At 63.7% G+C, this 20,249-nt stretch carries 14 protein-coding genes; 4 read left to right on the plus strand and 10 right to left on the minus strand.

Annotation, left to right across the window (positions count from 1 at the left end; all coding sequences use genetic code 11):
• The first annotated feature begins 35 nt into the window (after positions 1–35).
• The 4 genes from WIMU1_RS14585 to WIMU1_RS14600 are packed head-to-tail and all read left to right on the plus strand — an operon-like array spanning position 36 to position 10,818.
• On the plus strand, positions 36–6,338 hold the full coding sequence (locus WIMU1_RS14585; RefSeq protein ID WP_245969013.1) for a type I polyketide synthase: 6,303 nt from the start codon (positions 36–38) through the stop codon (positions 6,336–6,338).
• A gap of 35 nt (positions 6,339–6,373) precedes the next feature.
• Positions 6,374–8,410, plus strand: coding sequence for a hotdog family protein (locus tag WIMU1_RS14590; RefSeq protein ID WP_062798217.1), 2,037 nt, complete (start codon positions 6,374–6,376; stop codon positions 8,408–8,410).
• 1 nt (position 8,411) lies between these two features.
• Positions 8,412–9,968 carry a PfaD family polyunsaturated fatty acid/polyketide biosynthesis protein gene (locus WIMU1_RS14595; protein ID WP_062798219.1) on the plus strand — a complete coding sequence of 519 codons (1,557 nt, stop codon included), beginning with the start codon at positions 8,412–8,414 and terminating at the stop codon, positions 9,966–9,968.
• Positions 9,969–9,990: 22 nt separating this feature from the next.
• Entirely contained in the window at positions 9,991–10,818 is an 828-nt protein-coding gene (locus WIMU1_RS14600) for an alpha/beta fold hydrolase (RefSeq protein ID WP_062798223.1), read from the plus strand.
• Here the strand turns inward: WIMU1_RS14600 and WIMU1_RS14605 are convergent.
• The 10 genes from WIMU1_RS14605 to WIMU1_RS14650 all read right to left on the minus strand — a co-directional run bounded on the left by WIMU1_RS14605 (position 10,771) and on the right by WIMU1_RS14650 (position 20,162).
• Positions 10,771–11,283: a PaaI family thioesterase gene (locus tag WIMU1_RS14605; protein WP_084248258.1), complete on the minus strand. Its 513-nt coding sequence runs from the start codon at positions 11,281–11,283 to the stop codon at positions 10,771–10,773. The genes WIMU1_RS14600 and WIMU1_RS14605 overlap by 48 nt on opposite strands.
• Positions 11,264–13,105: a fatty acyl-AMP ligase gene (locus WIMU1_RS14610; RefSeq protein WP_211339023.1), complete on the minus strand. Its 1,842-nt coding sequence runs from the start codon at positions 13,103–13,105 to the stop codon at positions 11,264–11,266. Before WIMU1_RS14610 ends, WIMU1_RS14605 begins: the two co-directional genes overlap by 20 nt.
• Complete coding sequence (locus WIMU1_RS14615) at positions 13,102–13,842, minus strand: thioesterase II family protein (protein ID WP_062798224.1); 741 nt, start codon at positions 13,840–13,842, stop codon at positions 13,102–13,104. Before WIMU1_RS14615 ends, WIMU1_RS14610 begins: the two co-directional genes overlap by 4 nt.
• Positions 13,839–14,960 (minus strand): cytochrome P450, encoded by a 1,122-nt coding sequence (locus WIMU1_RS14620; RefSeq protein WP_245969012.1) that lies wholly within the window; start codon positions 14,958–14,960, stop codon positions 13,839–13,841. The genes WIMU1_RS14615 and WIMU1_RS14620 overlap by 4 nt, the downstream gene beginning before the upstream one ends.
• Before the next feature lie 167 nt (positions 14,961–15,127).
• The gene (locus WIMU1_RS14625; RefSeq protein ID WP_245969011.1) at positions 15,128–16,033 is read right to left on the minus strand and encodes an SAM-dependent methyltransferase; all 906 of its coding nucleotides are present in this window, start codon (positions 16,031–16,033) and stop codon (positions 15,128–15,130) included.
• Positions 16,030–16,296, minus strand: a complete 267-nt coding sequence (locus WIMU1_RS14630) for an acyl carrier protein (RefSeq protein ID WP_062798226.1) — start codon at positions 16,294–16,296, stop codon at positions 16,030–16,032. Before WIMU1_RS14630 ends, WIMU1_RS14625 begins: the two co-directional genes overlap by 4 nt.
• On the minus strand, positions 16,293–17,270 hold the full coding sequence (locus tag WIMU1_RS14635; RefSeq protein ID WP_062798227.1) for an acyl-CoA desaturase: 978 nt from the start codon (positions 17,268–17,270) through the stop codon (positions 16,293–16,295). Before WIMU1_RS14635 ends, WIMU1_RS14630 begins: the two co-directional genes overlap by 4 nt.
• Positions 17,271–17,282: 12 nt before the next feature.
• Positions 17,283–17,897, minus strand: coding sequence for a hypothetical protein (locus tag WIMU1_RS14640; RefSeq protein ID WP_062798228.1), 615 nt, complete (start codon positions 17,895–17,897; stop codon positions 17,283–17,285).
• Positions 17,894–19,321 carry a pyridoxal phosphate-dependent decarboxylase family protein gene (locus WIMU1_RS14645; RefSeq protein ID WP_062798229.1) on the minus strand — a complete coding sequence of 476 codons (1,428 nt, stop codon included), beginning with the start codon at positions 19,319–19,321 and terminating at the stop codon, positions 17,894–17,896. The genes WIMU1_RS14640 and WIMU1_RS14645 overlap by 4 nt, the downstream gene beginning before the upstream one ends.
• Before the next feature lie 94 nt (positions 19,322–19,415).
• Positions 19,416–20,162, minus strand: coding sequence for a carbohydrate ABC transporter permease (locus tag WIMU1_RS14650; RefSeq protein WP_038253562.1), 747 nt, complete (start codon positions 20,160–20,162; stop codon positions 19,416–19,418).
• Between the last annotated feature and the right edge of the window lie 87 nt (positions 20,163–20,249).

The raw sequence follows: 20,249 nt of genomic DNA on the forward strand, positions 1-20,249 counted from the left end.
CGATCCTCGCACCACCAACTCCAGTGGAGACAGACGTGACACTCGCATCACCCCACGACACGGCGGGCCACGGCCCCGAATCGAGCAATCCCAGAAACGATTCGACGCCGTCCGATGTACCCGACACCGAATATGTGAACCGGCGGTTGGCCGACACCCCGATCGCGATCGTCGGCATGTCAGCACTGCTACCCGGCGCCAAGAACATCCGAGACTACTGGCAGAACATCGTCGACGGGACGGATTGCACCACCGAGGTGCCGCAGTCTCGATGGGACCTGGAGGACTACTACGACGCCGACAGGACTGCGCCCGACAAGACCTATTCCAATCGGGGTGCGTTCATCCCGGACGTCGAGTTCGATCCTGTCGAGTTCGGTATGCCACCGAATCAGCTCGAGGTCACCAGCACCATGCAGACTCTGAGTCTCGGTGTTGTCCGTGACCTCCTCGGCGACGCCGGCGCCAAGGATTCCTCCTGGTACGACCCTTCCCGCACCGGCGTCGTCATCGGCACCACCGGTCCGGTGCCGCTGATGCACCCTCTTGCCGCCCGGCTGTCGACACCGGTCCTCAAGGCGGCCGCTCGTAGCTGTGGTCTCAGCGAGGCCGACACCGAGGCCGTTGCCGAAAAGTACGTGGCCGCCTTCGCACCGTGGGAGGAGAACTCGTTTCCCGGCCTCCTCGCCAACGTCGTCGCAGGGAGGATTGCGAACAGGTTCGGACTCGGCGGTATGAACTGCACCGTCGATGCCGCCTGCGCCGCCTCGCTCGCAGCCATTCGTACCGCGATCGCGGAGCTGGTCGACGGCAGAGCAGACACGATGATCACCGGTGGTGTCGACACCGAGAACTCGATCTTCATCTACCTCTGTTTCTCCAAGGTGGGCGCGCTGTCGCCTACCGGGCAGATCAGCCCCTTCTCCGACAACGCCGACGGCACGCTGCTCGGTGAAGGCATCTGCATGCTTGCCCTGCGTCGACTGTCGGACGCACGTCGGGACGGCAACAAGGTCTATGCGGTCATCAAGGGAATCGGGTCATCGAGTGACGGACGATCCAACAGCATCTACGCTCCCCACGCCGATGGCCAGCGAGTGGCGCTCCAACGCGCTTACGACGATGCCCGCTGCGAGCCTTCGTCGGTCGAACTGTTCGAGGCACACGCCACCGGTACAGCAGTCGGTGACAAGACCGAACTCACAGCACTCGGAAAGATGCTGCGTGCCAACACCGATGAGGAGGCGTTTGCTGCGCTCGGTAGTGTCAAATCGCAGATCGGGCACACCAAGGGCGCAGCCGGTACAGCCAGCCTGATCAAACTGGCGCTGGGTCTGCATCACAAGATCCTGCCGGGCACCATCAACGTGAGTCGTCCCAACCCGGTCATCACAGATGGCGCGCCTTACTACGTCAACAGTCTCACCCGCCCATGGGTGCTCGATCCACATCGCCCGGTGCGCAGGGCGGCGGTCTCGGCAATGGGATTCGGCGGCACGAACTTTCACATGGTCCTCGAGGAAGCCGATACGGACCGAAGTGGGGTGCGGACCTGGCACCAGACGCCGACGGCTTCGCTCTGGCACGCGCAGGACGTGCCGGCGCTCATCGAGGAACTCCAGAGCGGTTCGCCGGTCGATGGGGGCGACATCCCGGCAACCGACGCCAGAATCGGCTTCGTGTGGGTCGACGAGGAGCAGCGCAGCCGGCTCATCGAGGTCGCGTTGGAGACATTGGCGCGCGACGCTGACTCACCGGCCTGGAATCACCCAGAGGGCATATACTTTCGCCGACAGGCGCAGGCCGACCTCAAGGTGGGCGCACTGTTCTCCGGGCAGGGCAGCCAGTACGTCAACATGGCGGCCTCCTCGGCCATGAACCTACCGCCGGTGGCAGGGGCCTTTGATGACGCCAACGCCGCTTTCGAAGGTGTGGAGCGCCGACTCGGCTCCATCGTGTTCCCGCCTCCGGCCTTCGACGACGATGAACGGGCCGAGCAGGAGGAGCTCCTCAAACTCACCGAGCATGCGCAACCGGCGATCGGTGCGGTATCGGTCGGTCAGTACAGATTTCTGTCAGAACTGGGCTTCACCGCGGAAACGTTCGGCGGACACAGTTTCGGGGAGCTCGGCGCGCTCTGGGCGTCCGGCGCACTGGAGACCGGGGACTACTTCCGGCTGGCGCGCGCACGCGGCGCCGCGATGGCCAAAGAATCGGGCTCAGACCGGGGAGCGATGCTGGCCGTTCGCGCTTCGCGCTCCGACGTCGACGAGCTGGTCGACCGCACCGACGACGTTTACGTGTGCAATCACAACGCCCCTGACCAAGTGGTGGTCGGTGGTGGCAGCGACGCCGTGGCGGATTTCGCCGAACAATGCGCTGAGCTCGGCTGGAACACAAGGACATTGCCGGTGTCGGCAGCGTTCCATACGCCGTACGTCGCACACGCCACCGGCACGTTCCGCGAGGCGGTGGACTCGGTCACCATCGGTGCCCCCCAGGGCGCAGTGTACGGAAACGATCCCGAACGTGTCTACGGACCCGATGCTGCAGGCAACGCCGACATCCTCGTCGACCAGTTGATGCACCCCGTCGAGTTCGTGGCGGTGCTCCGAGGTATGCGCGACGCGGGCTGCACGACCTTCGTCGAGTTCGGACCCAAACAGGTGCTCACGTCTCTGGTTCGACGCACGCTGGGTGATGAGGTCATCGCGATTCCCACCGACATCGGACCGATGGGAGACGGAGACCTCGGGCTCAAACGGGCCGCGGTCGCTCTGGCGGTTTTGGGGATGCCGTTGTCCGGCATCAATCGGTATCAGGCCGAGCCGCCGGCCCCACCGCGCACGTCGGCGATGGCGGTCACCATCTCAGCACCGGAATTCGTTCCGGAAACCCGTCGTAAGGCGTACGCCGACGTACTGGCCAACGGCTATCGGATCAAGACGGTCGGCGCCGACGACATCGATGATCCCGTTCGACCCGATCCGGTCCAGCCCAATCCGCTCGGTGTCGACGAACACCCGACGACCACACCACACACACCCGCAGAACGTCCTGAGGAGTTCACAGTGACACAACACCTTTCCCGCGCCGGGGACCCGAATGACGGTCACCTGAACTCGGCATTGAACCAGCACCTCGACACCCACCGCGAGTTCCTGGGGGCCCAACTCGGAATCGCTCGCGACCTCGCCGACGCGCTGCGTCGCGGCAACCTCGACGACGGATCGATCCGGGCGATCGAAGCGGTCAGCAATCAGTCGGTGGCGTTGAGCGACAGCCATTCCCAAGCAGCACACGTGTTGGTCGGGCTCGCCGAACTCGAAGCAGGGCTGTCGCCCGAGACAACTGCGGTCCCGGCCCGCGCTCGGCGGTCTGTCACCGTTCAGTCGTCGCCGGCGCCCGCCATCTCCGCACCAGTTGACACGGAGCCGGCACGGTCCGATCAGACGTCGAACGCCCCGGCCGCGCACACTGCTCGTCAGGACAATGTCGCACCGGTCAGCACCACCTCGACGCCTCCGGCCGAGCCCTCGATACCCGGTTCAGATCTGTCGGAGGCAGCCGCCGAGCCCTCCGCGGCCCCAAGCGTGCCGGCAGTGGACGGACACGAGGCTGCTGCCGACGATCTCCACACCGCCCTGCGGGAGGTCATCGCCGAAAAGACCGGGTATCCGGTCGAGATGATCGGCAGCACGATGGATCTGGAGTCCGACCTGGGCGTCGACTCGATCAAACGGGTTCAGGTGCTCGGAGCGGTACAGGAGCGGTTCCCGCACCTCCCGAGTCTGGGCCCCGAGCAACTCGGTGAGCTTCGAACGATCGACCAAATCGTCGAGGTCATCTCCGAGGGGAGTGATGCTTACCCAAAAGCGCCGGCCGCGGTGGCGCCGCGGCTCACTGATCACGCCCTGACCTCAGAGCAGACTGATCCGATCGACGTACTTCCATCGGCCGAACGAACACCGGTCGAACTCGTCGCCCTACCTCGGATCGACCGCGCTGTCGACGTATTCACCACTGATCCGACCGCATCCCTGTTCATCGTCGGGAACGTCAACTCCCGGCGCGTCGACGCGCTGTCCGAAGCACTGCGGGCACAGCGCTGGCGGGTGACAGGCTCACAAGCGCACTCCGGCACCACCGGTTCGTCCGAGACTGCAACGGATCAGCCGACGGACTCGCAGGCTGACCTCTGCGTGGTGATCCTGGGTGAGCCGACAACGATCTCAGAGGCTCAACAAGTTCTCTCCGACTCGATCCTCGCCATCAAGGCAGCCTCCAAAGCACTGATCCCGAAGGGCCGGCGCGCCGCGTTGCTGGCAGTCACCACCGTCGACGGTGCCCTCGGCTTCGGCGACCTCGATGTCGACCCGGTGGCGGCCATGGCCGCCGGCATCGGCGGTGCAGTGAAGACACTGGCTGCGGAACGCCCCGAACTGTTCTGCCGCGCAGTGGATGTCAATCCTCTGGTCGATCCGGACCAGTTCGCCCGGACGATCATCGACGAGTCACACGATTCGGCGGTCGACACCCTCGAGGTGGGTGTCGGTGAGCTGGGGGAGCGGCACACCCTGGTTCCCAGCGGGCACGGGGCCCCGGCCACAGAGTTGTCTGCGGTCGGTGAGGACTCGCTCCACGACATGTCGGTAGGCGCAAACGATCTCCTGGTGGTGTCCGGCGGAGCCCGTGGCGTGACCGCCCTCTGTGTTCGTGAACTGGCCGCCCGCACCGAAGCCCGCTTCATCCTTCTGGGGCGCACCGATCCTTCACCGGAGCCGGATTGGGCACAAGGAGTCGACGACGCCTCGCTACAGGGTGCGGCGATCAGGGCGTTGGCCGGAAGTGGACTGACGCCCCGCGACATCAACTCTCGCTGCGCCGGCGTACGGGCGGGACGCGAGATCCGGGAAACTCTGGACGCGCTGGGAGAACGTGGGCAATACCTGAGCGTCGATGTGACCGACGCCGACGCACTGCGCACTGCGCTTGCGCCCTACAGGCAATCGGTCACGGGCATCATTCACGGCGCGGGCGTCCTTGCCGACTCACTGATCGCGTCGAAAGAAGATTCAGAGATCGCGCGGGTCCTCACCCCGAAACTGCGTGGAATCGACGCACTGATGGACTCCTTGGACTCAGCCGCCGACGACTCGCCCGTCGAACACCTGGTGTTGTTCACGTCCGTGGCCGGGCTCTTCGGCAATCGGGGCCAGAGTGATTACGCCACCGCCAACGAAGCCCTCGGGCGATTCGCGGTTGCCACCAAGCGTCGGCACCCGGAACGTCACGTCACCGCGATCGATTGGGGAGCGTGGGACGCCGGTATGGTCGATGACGTGTTACGGGCGCACTTCCGCGACAACGGGGTCGAATTACTCCACCCACGGGCCGGCGCAGTGGCTTTCGCAGAGCAGTTCTCGGTAGAACGCAGGGACGATGTAGTGGTCTTGATCGGTCCGACGCGTCCGTTGGCTTCCGGATCCGCCCCGGATCCGGTTGCCTTCACCGCACGCCGCGTCATCGAGGATCTGGCGCGCCACCCGATCATCGAGGCGCACCGGATCGGCGAGAAGGTGGTACTCCCTGCCACTTTCGCACTCGGCGCGATGATCAACGTGGCGGAGAGAGCGTTGCCAGGTCGATGCGTCCGAGGGGTCAGAGACTTCCGTGTACTCAATGGCGTCTCCTTTCCGTCTGGTTCGACGGTCCCGCAGCTGCTGGTACATGCAGAGCCGACACGCGACGCGACCACGTTGTCGGTCCGGGTCACGAGTGTTGACGGCGAACGCCTCATCCCTCATTACGTCGCTCAACTCCTGTTGGCCGACAACGAGCCGCCGATGATCACAATTGATCCCGATTGGGGCCACGTCGGCAAGAACGCTCAGTTCATCTACGACGAGGGGCGGCAGTTCCACGGACCAGCCCTTCGTGGGCTCGCGGAGGTCTTGGAGTTGTCCGAATCGCGATTGGTGGTCACCGCCTCGCTACCCGAAGCGGTTGTAGCGCTTGGTGCGTACCAGGGAATGTTGCACAATCCGGTGCAAGCCGACCTGATCCTGCAGGTGCCACCGGTACTCGCACACAGCGCGCTGGGAGCGGCGTGCCTGCCGATGGGCGTGGGTTCCATTGACTTCTACCACCAACTGCCGACCGGCGAGGCATTCACCGTCGTCGCCGACAATCTCAGGCGCGATGCGTTGTCGGCCACTGTTGATGCGGTGGCGATCGCGCAAGACAACACAGTCTTGCAACGCTGGAACGACGTTTCGGTGGTCACCGCGCCTGACCTTTCAGCAATGTTCCTTGAGTCGGCCCGACAGTGGAACTGACCACCCGGAACCACGCATCGAAGACAGGAAGATCCATGGCACACATCCGCTTTGACGGCATTGTGTTCAATCCCGTACCTGCCAGACCCGCGGACGTGGTGGAGGCCGCGCCGAGATCCGCCGGCAACCGTACCCGCGAATCGCTCGCACCGCGAGAAACCGTGCCGGTGGGGGCGATGGCACCGCTGGCCGCAGTCCGAGACAGTGTTGTCCGTGCTCACCAAGCCACCATTGCTGCCGCGTCGGCTGTCGCACGGGCGACACTGCGCGATGGCCTCAACCCGGCACCGAGACAACTGGGTGAAAAACCGTGGCTCGAGACCGTAGACACGTTCTCCACCACTCGCGCTGCCGAACTCGCTGCTGTGCGTTGTTTTCGACCTCTGGCCCGATCCGCCAAACGGGAGCTGTCCTCTGAAGACATCGATGTACTCACCCGCGGCGGGATCGAGCAGGTGTTCGGTCCGGCACACCGTCAAACCGCCACCGATCATGCGACCGGCCGAACCATCGCCGCGAACAGCATGTTGACGGTCGCGTCCCACGGACAGGTAGAGAGCATCGAAGGTCTCGAGTCGTCGCCACGCGGGGCCGACTTCGGCGGCCTCACAGTGAGGTACAACGGTGACCCCGTTGCGGCCGCACGGTCCGCGGCCGAGGTTTTCGGTGTGTTCGTTGGTCTGCATCTGTGTATGTCCGATTGCGTGGCCGAATCGCAGGCACACGGCACCGCACCGAATCCACCTTCGTCACAACGATTGTCATTGCGCGTGGTGGAGATCGATCTCGTCCCGATTCCGCATCTACGGGCGCGCGTGAGTATTGATGGGTCAGAGCCGTCCCGGGACAACGGTTTCGATGTCACCGTTGACTTCATACCTCGCAATGGTGTCGCATTGGGCCCCGGTACCAACGGTCACCTGCAGGACTGGACCGGACGCGTGGCGACAACTGGCCGGCAGGCACTGTTGAGCGAGTTCCACATGGCGCATCTGGCCCGCGGTGACCAGGGGATCGCGTTCGGACCCGAGTTCTCGCGCTACACCGGCAACCGGGCCACCCGGCTGCCCACGGGAGGGCTGTTGCTGGTCGACCGGGTCACAGAGTTCTCCGGCACACGAGGCAATTGGGACGCCGGTGCGGACTATCGCACCGAATACGACGTGCCTGCCGACGCGTGGTACCTGGAGGACACTGCAAACGGATCTGTGCCGCACTTCGTCTACATGGAGACCTCGTTGCAGGCCGCTCTGCTGATGGGCTACTACCTCGGCCCCACGCTCGGGTCCACAGAGACCTTGCGACTCCGAAACCTCGGCGGAACCGCCACCGTCAGTCGCAGACTCGACCTCCGGGGAAAGACGGTCGATCAGAGTTCGACGCTCGTGTCGACGACGCTGATGCCTGGGTCATCGCTGCAGAGTTTCGACTACTCCCTTCGGGTGGATGGAGATGAGTTCTACAGTGGCACGACCATGTTCGGGTATTTCAGCGATTCGGCCCTGGACAATCAAACCGGGCTCGACGCAGGACGCCATCGACCGAACTGGCTCGAGACACTGGAGTCGGCACCGCAGATACGCACCATCGATGTGGCGGCACGTAGGGACCGGCGCGAACCGCTGTGCTCCACGGGGGCGTTGGCTCTGGTCGACCACGTCGATGTGGTCGACGGAGGTGGCCAGTACGGCAAGGGGTATCTGCACATGACCCGCGACATCGAGGCAGACGAGTGGTTCTTCGACTGCCACTTCTACCTTGATCCGGTGATACCGGGTTCGCTCGGCGTCGAGTCGGTGATCCAGTGCATCCAAGAGTGGATGGTGGATGCCGGGATGCACCGGCAATGGCGTGACCCGCAGTTCCACATTCCCGAGAACGTGCCCTTCAACTGGAAGTACCGCGGTCAGTTCGTCCCGGACGACGGTCATTGTGAACTGGAAGTCCACGTGAAAGACATTCGTACCCAGGCGGACTCGGTTGTTGTCCTCGCAGACGCGTCGTTGTGGAAACCGGGGTTGCGCATATACGAACTCATCGACATCTCGGTTGAACTCAGGGAAGGGATCTGACATGGTTGCGCCGTCCACAACATCCGGGACCGATGAGATCGCACAGACGACAGCAGCATTGTCAGACCTCTCGCGACCATGCTGGGTGATCCGGGACAAAGAAGACATCCGGGTGACGTCCGACGAGGCAGTCGCTGCTCGGTCAGAAGTGCTCGCTGCCGTCGGGCCGTTGACCCCTGACCGTCTCGGCGATCGATCCTTCCAGCATTTTCACGGTGTGCGATACGGATACATGGGCGGCGCGATGGCCAATGGAATCGCGTCGCCCGATCTGGTCAGCGCGCTTGCCAAGGCCGGATACCTTGCCTCCTACGGCGCTGCAGGCGTCGTACCGGCGAAGGTCGATGCGGCGCTGGCCGAGCTGACGGCAACACTGCGCGATACCCCGTTCGCCTGCAACGTCATCCACAGTCCGAGCGAACCCGCTCTCGAGCGTGCCATCGTGGATGCGTGCCTGCGCCATCGGGTGACCTGCGTCGAGGCGTCCGCCTTCATGTCCATGACGGCGGAACTGGTCCGCTATCGAGTTCTCGGGCTCAGATCCGCTCCCGACGGGGAAATCGTCCGGGGACACAGGGTGGTGGCTAAGGTGTCCCGGCTCGAGGTGGCAGAGGCCTTCTTACGGCCGGCACCCGCTGCGTTGCTGCGCCAGCTCATGGAATCGGGTGACATCACCGCGGAGTCGGCCCACCTGGCCGCATCGGTACCGATGGCCGATGACGTCACCGTCGAGGCGGACTCGGGAGGTCACACCGATCGCCGGCCATTGCTGGTGGCATTACCTGAGATCATCGCGCTGCGCGACCGCATCGCCGGGGAATCACCTCTCGCCGCGAATGTTCGAATCGGGGCGGCGGGCGGCATCGGGACGCCTGCGGCAGCCGCGGCGGCTTTCGGACTGGGAGCGGCGTACGTCGTCACCGGGTCGATCAATCAGGCAAGCGTGGAGGCGGGTACCTCCGCGGCCACGAAAGAGCTATTGGCCACCGCTGGTTCAGCCGATTGCGTGATGGCACCGTCCTCGGACATGTTCGAGATGGGGGTGCAGGTGCAGGTACTGCGGCGAGGAACCATGTTCGCCGGCCGCGCCGCTCAGCTGTACGACGCTTACCGCGCTTACGACTCGATCGACGCGATCCCGCAGAAGGTGCGCGACGGGCTCGAACGCGACATCTTCCGCCGGCCGCTGGAATCGGTCTGGGACGAGTGCGTGCGTTACTTCACCGAACGTGACCCAAACCAGATCGCGGCTGCCCAGAACAACCCGCGTCGCCGGATGGCGCTGGTGTTCCGGTGGTACCTCGGCCTCTCGTCGGGATGGAGCATCGGTGGGGACGAGACCCGAACAGCGGACTACCAAGTGTGGTGCGGCCCGGCCATGGGAGCGTTCAATTCCTGGGCGGCCGGAACGCATCTGGCGTCCGCCCGCAACCGTCGCGCCGCGGACATCGCGCATCACGTCATGACCGGTGCCGCATTCCACACCCGGGTGGGCATCCTGCGCGGTGCGGGTGTGCACTTCCCGCCGCAGTGTGCGACCTACTGGCCGTCCCTGTAGTGCGTTCGACGAGGGAGTAGGCATGCCCGAGGTGGTGGTGGGCGGTACAACCGTCGGATACCACGACACGGGTGTGCCGGCGGGCGTGCCCGGCGCGCAGACAGTGGTGTTTGCGCACGGATTGTTGTTCGACAGCAGGATGTTCGAGGCTCAGGTCGAGGTGCTGCGGGGACGCTACAGGTGTGTTGCCTTCGATTGGCGAGGGCAGGGAACTTCACCCCCGACAGTCGACGGGTACGACATCGAAACCCTCACCAGGGATGCGCTGGGCCTGCTCCGGGCTCTCGACATCGGACCCGTGCACTGGGTGGGGCTCTCGATGGGGGGATTTGTCGGTTTGCGTCTCGGCGCCCGCCACGGCGAGTTGCTTCTATCCCTCGCTCTGCTGGACACCAGCGCCCGCGCCGAAACGCCCGGCACTGTCCGGGAGTACAAGCGACTGGCGTGGACGCAGCAATTGATCGGATTCGGACCGATCACATCGATGGTCGCGCCTCACATGTTCGGCCCGTCGTATCGGCTAGATCCGTGGAACAAAGCATCGCTCGATCGCTGGCGACAAGCGGTGGGACAACGGAAACGCAGTAGCGTGCGCAAGGCGGTGTACGGGGTTGCCGAACGCGCCTCGGTAGATCACGAGATCGGCGCGATCGCCGTACCGACGCTTGTGCTCGTCGGTGCGGATGACGCCGCCACGCCACCGTCGGAGTCCGAACACATCGCATCGTCGATACCGACGGCCCGACTGCAGGTGATCGACAACTGCGGTCACAGCAGCACCGTGGAACAGCCGGCGGCGATTTCAGCTCATCTTGCGGACTTCCTCGCCGAGGTGTCCCGAACTCAGTGACCGACCCGTCGACAGCTGAATCGCTCGCGTCAGTTTCATCAGTCGGATGTTGCGCATGGTCACCAGCCCGGTGGCACATAACGTGTCACCGACCGCGGATGAAGTGAACACGTCTGCGGCAGCCACCGTGATGGTGCTGCCTGCCTTGAGTACTCGACCATGAACCACCAGCTTGTCGCCCTTTGCCGGTGCCAAGATCTTGATCGTGTAATCGACCGTCATGTTGATCCAGCCCGGTGGAAGCAAGGTTCCGGCGGCCGAACCGCCGGCGAAGTCTGCCAGTGAGCCGATGACGCCACCCTGAAAGAATCCGTTGTGTTGGGTCAGCTCCTGGCGGTAGGGCGCCACGAGTTCGACATCCCCGGGTTCGATGCGGGTGAAATCGAAACCCAGATGTTTGGCCGCGGGCATGCTGAGGACAACGTCCCTCACCGCTTGTTCGAAATCAGGGTTTGGAGCTTCCATGTCTACCGTCCTTTTCTGGGACTACTGGGTCCGAGTCGATGCGATACGGATCCGGCGTTGAGGTCTGTGTCTGCACACAATCGAAATCCCCTGCGACGTAACGACGTCGAGCTGAGGCTCGCATGATCTTCCCGCTGGTGGTCTTGTGGAGTTGTCCCGGCGTCACCAAGAGCACATCGCTGACGGTCACCTGGTGTTCGCGCGTGACCGCGCCTCGAATTGCGAACGAGATGTCGTGACACCGCGACTCGGGCAGTCGGTCTTCGCCTCTGATCTCCGCTACCACCACCAGGGCCTCCACACGGTCTCGTAGCGTGGAGAACGCAGCGCAACCACCAGGCCGGACCGACGGATGTGCCGACTGTACTGTGTGCTCGATGTCGTGAGGGTAGTAGTTCGTCCCGCGGATGATCACCATGTCTTTGAGGCGTCCCACAACGAAGAGTTCATCATCGATGAATGCGCCGAGATCGCCGGTGCGTAAGTACCTCGATCCGGGCGAGCCGTCGATGCGGGCACCGAAGGTTTCCGCCGACTCGTCCGGTCGACGCCAGTAACCCTGTGCCACATGGTCTCCGGCCACCCAGATCTCACCGATCTGATCGGCGCGGCATGGCCGTCGGGTATCTGGATCGATGATGCGAACATCCTCTCGCAGCAGGACCGTTCCCGATCCGACGATGGTGGGCGACGATGGCTCGGGACTGTGGTTCGTCTCCGGCACAAGGCGTTTACGACCGCGCTCCGCGGGATCGACCACGATGTGGCGAGAGCCCCTGCCTTTTCTCGCGGCCGTCACCAGGAGCGTCGCCTCGGCCAGGCCGTAGCAAGGCATGAACGCGGCCTCGGTGAACCCTGCGGGTTCGAATCGTTCGGCGAACCGTCGTACGGTGTCGTCGTGGATCGGCTCGGCTCCGTTGAACGCAACTTTCCAGTGGCTCAGGTCGAGTCCGGCGACCGTGGCGTCCGTAGCCCGCGCAACACACAGGTCGAAGGCGAAGTTCGGGCCTCCACTCGTGTGCGCGCGGTAACGCGAGATCGCCGACAGCCACATCAGGGGCCGCCGGATGAACGCGGACGGTGACATCAGGACGCTGGTGGCACCGACGTAGAGCGGCTGCAGGACATTGCCGATCAGCCCCTGGTCGTGAAAGAAGGGCGCCCACCCCACCACGGTCGATTGACTGTCATGGCCGAAAGCCGCCTGGATCATCCGTTGATTGGCGACAAGATTGCCGTGCGTGACCATCACCCCTTTGGGGTCCGAGGTCGAGCCAGAAGTGTACTGCAGAAAGGCGATGTCGCCGGTCGCGGGGCGCTGCGCCTCCAGTTCCGCATCCATCTGGTCGGTGAAGTCGGTGCCTGTAGGTGGCATCTGGTCGACGACGATCCAGCTGATCGTCGGCACGGTCAGCGCCGGCAGCGCCTGTGCCGGCTCCAGCATCGAGCTCACGGTGAGGACAGTCGTGGGTTCACAGTCCCGCACGATGTTCGCTGTGGTGGTCCGCTGCCCATGTGCTCCCGGCGGTACAACCGGCACAGCGACAACTCCTGCGTACAGGCACCCGAAGTAGGCGACGATGAAGTCCGGACCCTGAGGGAACACCAGAACCGCGCGATCGCCGGGTCGGCAGCACGACAGCAGTCGCCACGCCACCTCCGTGGCCTGCCGGTACAGTGCCCCGTAGGTCAGCGTCACCGTCTCGACACCCGAATCATCCAGGAAGACATACGCTTTCCTGTCCGGATCAGAGTCTGCACGTTCACGCAGCAGCTGCGGCAACGTCGGCGATTCGGTAAGGGACCGTTGCGCTACATTCACTTCGCGGGCACCACGTTGTCGAGCGCGCGGACCATGTGGGCAGCGATGGCGTCGCGGTGCTGCTGGTGGAAAAAGTGGTCCCCTGTGAACTCATGCGATCGAAATGCATTGTGTGAGTGTGCTGCCCAAGCTCGAACTTCCTCGGGGTCAACCACCGGATCTCCTGTCCCGTAGAAGGCCGTGATCGGACACGGCAGTGTTGTTGTGCGCCCGAACGTGTACTTCTCGGACAGTTCCAGGTCGGCTCTGATCAGAGCCAGCACGTACTGGCGGAACTCGGGGCTCGTTGCCTCGATATCACCCATGCCCCCCATCGTGCGCAGCGCTGTGATCAAGTCCGGTTCTGAGGCGTCGTGGATCGGGGTCCTACTCGGCGAACGATGGGGTGCACGCCGTCCCGACACAAACAGGTGGACAGGTGCGGCACCGGCAGCACACAGCTCGTGCGCCAATTCGAACGCCACCAGTGCCCCCATGCTGTGGCCGTACAGCGCAACCCGTGAGTCGAGAAGACAGATGTCGGAGACCAATGCACTGACCGCCTCGCCGACCCGGCGAAAGTGCGGCTCGGACGCTCGATCCTCTCGGCCAGGGAGTTGGGTTCGCACCACTGCGATGGTGGTGGGGAACAGGCCGAGCCATCGATTGAAGGACGCCGCGCCACCGCCGGCGTGCGGGACGCATATCAAATGGACAGGGGAGTCGTCGGCGCCCCTCAACAGCACGGACGTGGTCATGCCGCCTCATCGATCAGTCGAACCGGGAGCTGGGAGAGCCCGCGGACGATCAAACTGTCTGTCTGCCAGTCGAAGTGCTCGGTCACCAGTTCCAGGCGCCGTCCGGAATCGCCGAAGAGAACGCCGATCGCAACCTCCGCCTGTAGCCGCGCGAGGAGGCCGCCGAGACAGCCGTGCATGCCGTGACCGAACGCGAGGTGCCGCTGACCGGTGCGGGTCAAGTCGAACTCATCTGGTTTCTCGAACACAGCGGGGTCTCTGTTCGCAGCCCCGATACAGAGCAGTATCTGGTCGCCGGCTTCCACCGCGCTCCCGCCGATCTCGACTCCGCGGGTGGCGACTCGTTTGGTCATCTGTAGCGGGCTCTGGAAGCGCAGGGTCTCTGCCACCGCAGCGCTTGCCAGGGACCGGTCCGACGTCAGCAGGTTTTGTTGCTCGGGGTGCTGCAACAGGGCCAGCACAGCGTTCCCGATCAGTGACTTGGTGGTCTCGTTGCCGGCGACAAAACACATGATGCACAGAAAGACGATCTCCTCGGATGCGAAGGCGTCGCCCCCTGAGGTCTTCGCGGCCAGTAGATTGCTGATCAGGTCCGTGCCGGGATGCGCTTTGCGGTGAGCCACCAGGTCGTCGAACGCAGTGGTGAACTCCTCCACCACGTCGCACACGCGACTGAAGACCGCGGCACTCATCAGGCCTGGTTCCAGCAGGAACCGGATATCCCGAGTCCACGGCCCGACCTGTGCACGAATGCTCTCCGGAACGTCCATCCAGTCACACATCACGGTCACGGGCAAAGGTGCGGCATAGTCACCGATGATGTCCATGCCGTCGTGCCGCGTCTGCTCGAACAACTTCTGCGCGACACCGACAATTCGCGGCCGTAGCGAGGCGACAGCTTTACTGCTGAACGCCTGATTGATCAGGCCGCGTAACCGCGCGTGGTCCGGATTGTCGGTGAACACCAGCGACTTCTCGCCCAGCCGCTCGATCCGCGCAACGTTGCTCTGCGACAGACGATCTGCTTGCCGATTCACCAATTGTGGTATCACCGCTGAGCTGAACGTCCGGTCCATCAACACCGATTCGACATCTGCATGTCGGGTTAGCACCCACATACCCAGGGTCCTGTGCGGTGCCGCTTGCTGTTGAAGGGTGCGGTACTGACGATACGGATCGTCGCGAAACGCGGCGCTGAACGGATTGAACCGTGGTACGGCCCGAACGGCGCCGGGGGGAGTGACGGAGGTCGGACCTCCGCCAGCTACCGATGATGTGGTGCCGGTCATCTCGACACCCCGCCGAAGTGGCCGTCGGCATACGGCCGTAGAACCAGGCGCAGGAGACAGATCTTGTTCATCCGGAAGCCGATTGCGGACATCTTCAGGTACCGCTCGTACCGAGCAACCACGTCCTCACCGACGAGGGCGTTGGCTTCCTCGCGACGGGCGCGAAGCCGCTGAGCCCACTGTTCGCAGGTCCAGGCGTAGTCGCGTCGGCCGTTGGCAACCGACTGCACCTCGAACAATCCGTCGGCGGCGCTGACTATCTCAGTCAACGTCGGAAGGTCGGCGTCGGGAAAGATCTCCTGTTGCATGAACGAATTGGCATCGCTCCGGGACATGTTCGCGTATGCGATGGTCTGCAGCGACAGCGTCCCGTCATTGTCGAGCCAGGTGCGGCACCGGGAGAAGAACTCGCGGTATATCCCGATCTTCTCCGTCGGGGTGTCGTCTGGCCGGGCGAAATGCTCGAACGCACCGATGGAGATGATTCCGTCGAAACGATCATCGGGCGCGAAGTCCATCCAGTTCGTGGTGCGCACATCCACGCCGCGTAGGGCGAGCTCCCGAATGTGTTGAGTTTGAGCCTCACTCAACGTCAGGCCCACCGCACGCGTCACGCCGTACTCCACCGACGCCTGCTCGAGTATCGCGCCCCATCCGCATCCCACATCGAGGATCGAATGCGCAGTGTCCGCCCGCACCGCATCGAGGTGGAATTGGAGTTTGCGTTGCTGCGCGACATCGAGTGTGTCCGTTGCGGCAGTGGGCATGGCGCACGAGTACGACAGCGACGAATCCAGCCAGAGCCCGTAGAAATCGTTGCCGACGTCGTAGTGATGACGAATGGCGCGCGTGGCGGCGGACTTCCGCTCCTCTCCGGCGATCTCGTCGACCCGGGCGATCACAGTCGCACGGACCTCTCGTGGACGTATCCGGCCACTGCCCGGAGTGTCGGATTGTCGAACAGGGCCTCTGGCGTTACCTCGACCCCGAAATGTCCTTCGACGTCGATGAGTAGAGACACCGCCAGGGCCGAGTCGATGCCAAGCCGGTCGAAGGTCGCGTCGGGATTCACTCTGTCACCCGGCACTCCCAAGATGTTGCCGACGTAGTCCTGGCACCAACTGACAATCTCGTCGTTGCGAGGGTTCGAACTCTTGTCACTCATGCCGGCACTCCACTCGTCGAGGTGTCACAGGTGTTGTCGGGGATGCGTTTTGCTGCCTTACGTTCGTCGGACGGTAGGCCGACATCCCAGACGAGTCCGCACGCTGCCAGCAACCTGATGAGCCAGTAACCCGGGTCCAACCGGTACCAGTCCAATCCGAACGAAGCCGACTCGGGGAAAGCGTGGTGGTTGTTGTGCCAGGATTCGCCCAGAGTCACAAGGGCGAACACCCCGCCGTTGCGGCTGTTCTCCCTCGACGCGTAAGGCCGCGTACCGAACATGTGCAGGAAGGAGTTGATGGCCCAGACGATGTGCTCGAGGACGAACATCCGGACCAACCCACCCCACAGGAGCCCACTGATCACCCCGGTCCAGCTCTGGTACACCAAACCGCCGATCACGGCGGGCAGGACGAGACCCAAGGCAACCCAGTAGTAGTACTGGCGCGCGACGCGGACAAGGGCACGATTCTTGATGAGGTCCGGTGCGTAGTGGACGACATTCGGATATTCGTGTCGACGCATCCACAGGAAGTGTGAGTGCATCAGACCTCGGAGACGTCCCTTGACGTCGGAACCATAAAGGTTGGGGGAGTGGGGGTCTCCGTCCCGGTCACTGCATTCATGGTGTCGGCGATGCAGGGCGACCCACGAGACCACTCCTCCTTGACCCGCCATGGATCCGAGGATCACCAGCGCGGTGATCACCGACTGCTTCGCCTTGAAGGTGCGATGAGTGAAGAGCCGGTGGTAACCAACGGTGATTCCCAGGCCCGTCAGCAACCAGAGCGAGAAGAACAAGACGAGCTCGGTGAGTCCGAGGGGGTGTACGAAGAGGAACGCCAGCGCCGCTAGGGTTCCGACGATCGGGAGGATGTCGAACAGCAGAAAGTGCCGACGTTGCAGCCGGTGCAGATACGCATTGCTCACCGTCTTGGTTCGCGGGGCCTGCGGTGCGCGGGGACTGTCGGTCATCTGGTTCCCTGCCTACGCGGACCGAAAGATGGGATACAGGCTGGGACCGCCGGGAAGTGCGATCTCGCCGCCGATTCGCTTCGATCCGAGACGTTCCCATAGCCGGAGGCTGCGCAGCGACGAAGCCTCGGCGTACACCCCGAAACCGTGCGTGACACGGAGTTCACGGAAGGCTCCGATCAACATCTCGCGCGCTCCGGTGCCGCGGGTTTCCGGTCGGATCGCCGCGTACAACGCGTGAACGTGCAGCGGCAGATCAGAGGGGTGGTGCGCATCGAGAGTCTGCATGAGCGTGCTGACCTTGGGACCGCACGGTCCGCATGCCTGTTCCAACTCGGCCAGGACCGCGATGTCGTCCTCTTCGCTCGATGCCTCTGTCCCCGACCAGACGAGCACGCCGTCATAGGACGCCGTCGCCGCGACGGCACCCCCGTTGTCGAGCAGCTGCCGTGTGGTGATGTCGAAGAACGCATCCAGGTAACGCGCCCGCTCCGGGACATCCTCCGGGATGGCCCATTTGATGACCGGGTCGTCGGCGAAGGCGCACGACAGCGTGGCGACGACTGCCTCGAGGTCGGGGTCCGAGGTGACTATGGGATCAGTTGATGAAGGTTGAGCAATGGTCATGGAACCAGAGGCCTTTCGGTGGTGTCGGTGTATGCCGTGATGATTGCCGCTGCGCAGGCGTCTATGTCCTCGGCAGTGGTCTGCCAGTTGCACACCGACAGCCGCAACGTGGGGGTGCCACGCCAGACGGTGGGACTTGCCCAGCCCGTGCCACCGCGTTGCAGGGCTTCGACGATGTGGTCGAGACGAATCGAAGGATCATGAGGGTCGTCGGTGTCGAATACGACCAGCACCTGATTCAGTACCACGTCGTTGACTATCGAGATCCCATCGACGAGTACCAACTGATCGGCCAATCGCGTTGCCAGCGAACAGCATCGATCGATCAACTCGGCAACACCACGTGTTCCGAGGTGCCGCAACGTGGACCACAACACCAATCCACGGGCACGGCGAGACAGATCAGGTGTGTAGTCGGCGGGATCGCGGGCACCATCGGGTGCGACGGTGAGATAGTCGGCAGTCGTGCGCAGCGCGGCGCGATGGGCCTCGGGATCGGCGCAGAAGACCAAACCGCAGTCGTAGGGCACGTTGAGCCACTTGTGAGCGTCTGTGGCCCACGAATCGGCCGACGCCAAACCCTCGACATGTTGTCGCGCAGTAGCACTCGCGGCCGCCCACATTCCGAAGGCGGCATCGAGATGCACCCATCCGTCCCGTGCATGCGCGAGTTCGGTGATGATGTTTAACCGGTCGACCGATCCGGAGTCGACGTTCCCCACCTGACCGCAGACGATCAAGGGCCCGGTTGTGTTCGCGAGAGTCGCTTCCAGTGCCGGAATCGACATCCGGCCCTGATCGTCCACATCCACGGGGTGAATCTGCCCGGCCATGCCGAGAAGCCGAAGCGCCCGATAGACGGTCGTGTGGCAGCCGCGGCTGACCAGCACCCGGGGCACCGGAGCGCCGAACAGACCGTGGCGCTCCACATCCCACCCGGCCCTGGCCAGCACGGCGTGGCGGGCGGCGGCCAAGCCGCTGAGGTTGGCCATGGCGCAACCGGAGGTGATACCGGTCGATGTGCCCTCCGGTAGGCCGAACATGTCGACCAGCCACCGCGCCACCGTCTCCTCGACAACTGACGCTGTCGGACTGGTTGCGTAGAGCGCGCCGCACTGATCCCACACAGAGGTGACCCATTCGGTGGCTATGGCCACCGGGTATGCGCCTCCCATGACAAAGCCGAGAAATGTCGGAGCACCTGAATGCAGCAGTCCGGGTTCACCCTTGGTGAACAGCTCGCCGAGCACGGACCACGGGTCCAGACCCTGGTCCGGTAGTGGCCCGGCGAAGGAGGCCTCCAGCTCGGCGCGGGCCGTCACACGCTCGGAGTTGTCGTCGGCCAGATAGTTGATGCTGTAGTCGCACACTGCGCGCAGCAAGTTGTCGATGTCGGTGGCAGAAGCGCTCTGTAGTGTCCTCATCTCGCGTTCCAGTCTTCTGCGGGCCCGCCGCCGGCAGGGGGTGACGGGGCTCTTTGTCATGGACCGATCGGGCAGTGCTATCGCCGGAGCTGATTCACTTGAGACCGCTTCGCACGAAGGCGTTGACGATGTGGCGCTGCAGGATGACATAGAGAACGAAGATCGGCAGGCAGGCCAGACCGGCCAGAGCCATCATCGGCCCCCACTGATCGCCTTCGGTGCCCATGAAACTCCGCAGGCCGAGTTGTAAGACGTCGTTGCTGGATTGGAGTACCACTGCGGGCCAGAAGTACTCGTTCCAGGAGTTGATGAACAACAAGATGGCCAGCGCCGCCAACGCCGGGCGCAGGTTCGGAACCACGACTGTCCACAGGATCGACCACGAGGACCGTCCGTCCATCCGTGCCGCTTCGATCAGTTCCTTCGGGAACCCGGACATGTGCGTGCGCATCATCAGGACGGCGAGCGCTGAACTGAGAGTTGGGACAACCACCCCGGACAGTGTGTTGAGCAGCCCCAACTGGTTCAGCAGAACGTAATTCGGCAGCATGGTGACCTGGTAAGGCACCAACCACGTGCCGACGAACGCCAGGTACAGCAGGCCCTGAAACTTGAACCGGTAGACCGCAAACGCGTACGACGCGAGGATCGCGATGAGAAGCTGGCCGCAGGTAGATGCAAGCGCAACACCAAAAGTGTTGAGCATCAACCTCGTCACATCGACTTTGTCGGCAGCGTCGAAATAGTTCTCGACCGACAGCGGCCACGGCAATGGCGTCAAAGAGCTGACGTCGCCGGGTCGTCGGAGCGACGTCGCGACCAGCCAGTAGATCGGGAACATACACGCGAGTGCGATGACCGCCAGTGTGAGGTGTCCCCAGATGCGCGCGAGCACAACACGTCCTGCGCCCGCGGTCGAGGCGGGCAA

Origin of the sequence: Williamsia muralis NBRC 105860, from assembly GCF_001598915.1 — a bacterium.
GTDB lineage: Bacteria > Actinomycetota > Actinomycetes > Mycobacteriales > Mycobacteriaceae > Williamsia > Williamsia muralis.

Coding starts and splice junctions, on each gene's coding strand:
- WIMU1_RS14590 (WP_062798217.1), top strand. CDS start 6,374: ATGGCACACATCCGCTTTGACGGCATTGTGTTCAATCCCGTACCTGCC.
- WIMU1_RS14595 (WP_062798219.1), top strand. CDS start 8,412: ATGGTTGCGCCGTCCACAACATCCGGGACCGATGAGATCGCACAGACG.
- WIMU1_RS14600 (WP_062798223.1), top strand. CDS start 9,991: ATGCCCGAGGTGGTGGTGGGCGGTACAACCGTCGGATACCACGACACG.
- WIMU1_RS14605 (WP_084248258.1), bottom strand. CDS start 11,283: ATGGAAGCTCCAAACCCTGATTTCGAACAAGCGGTGAGGGACGTTGTC.
- WIMU1_RS14615 (WP_062798224.1), bottom strand. CDS start 13,842: ATGACCACGTCCGTGCTGTTGAGGGGCGCCGACGACTCCCCTGTCCAT.
- WIMU1_RS14620 (WP_245969012.1), bottom strand. CDS start 14,960: ATGTGGGTGCTAACCCGACATGCAGATGTCGAATCGGTGTTGATGGAC.
- WIMU1_RS14630 (WP_062798226.1), bottom strand. CDS start 16,296: ATGAGTGACAAGAGTTCGAACCCTCGCAACGACGAGATTGTCAGTTGG.
- WIMU1_RS14635 (WP_062798227.1), bottom strand. CDS start 17,270: ATGACCGACAGTCCCCGCGCACCGCAGGCCCCGCGAACCAAGACGGTG.
- WIMU1_RS14640 (WP_062798228.1), bottom strand. CDS start 17,897: ATGACCATTGCTCAACCTTCATCAACTGATCCCATAGTCACCTCGGAC.
- WIMU1_RS14645 (WP_062798229.1), bottom strand. CDS start 19,321: ATGAGGACACTACAGAGCGCTTCTGCCACCGACATCGACAACTTGCTG.
- WIMU1_RS14650 (WP_038253562.1), bottom strand. CDS start 20,162: ATGTTCCCGATCTACTGGCTGGTCGCGACGTCGCTCCGACGACCCGGC.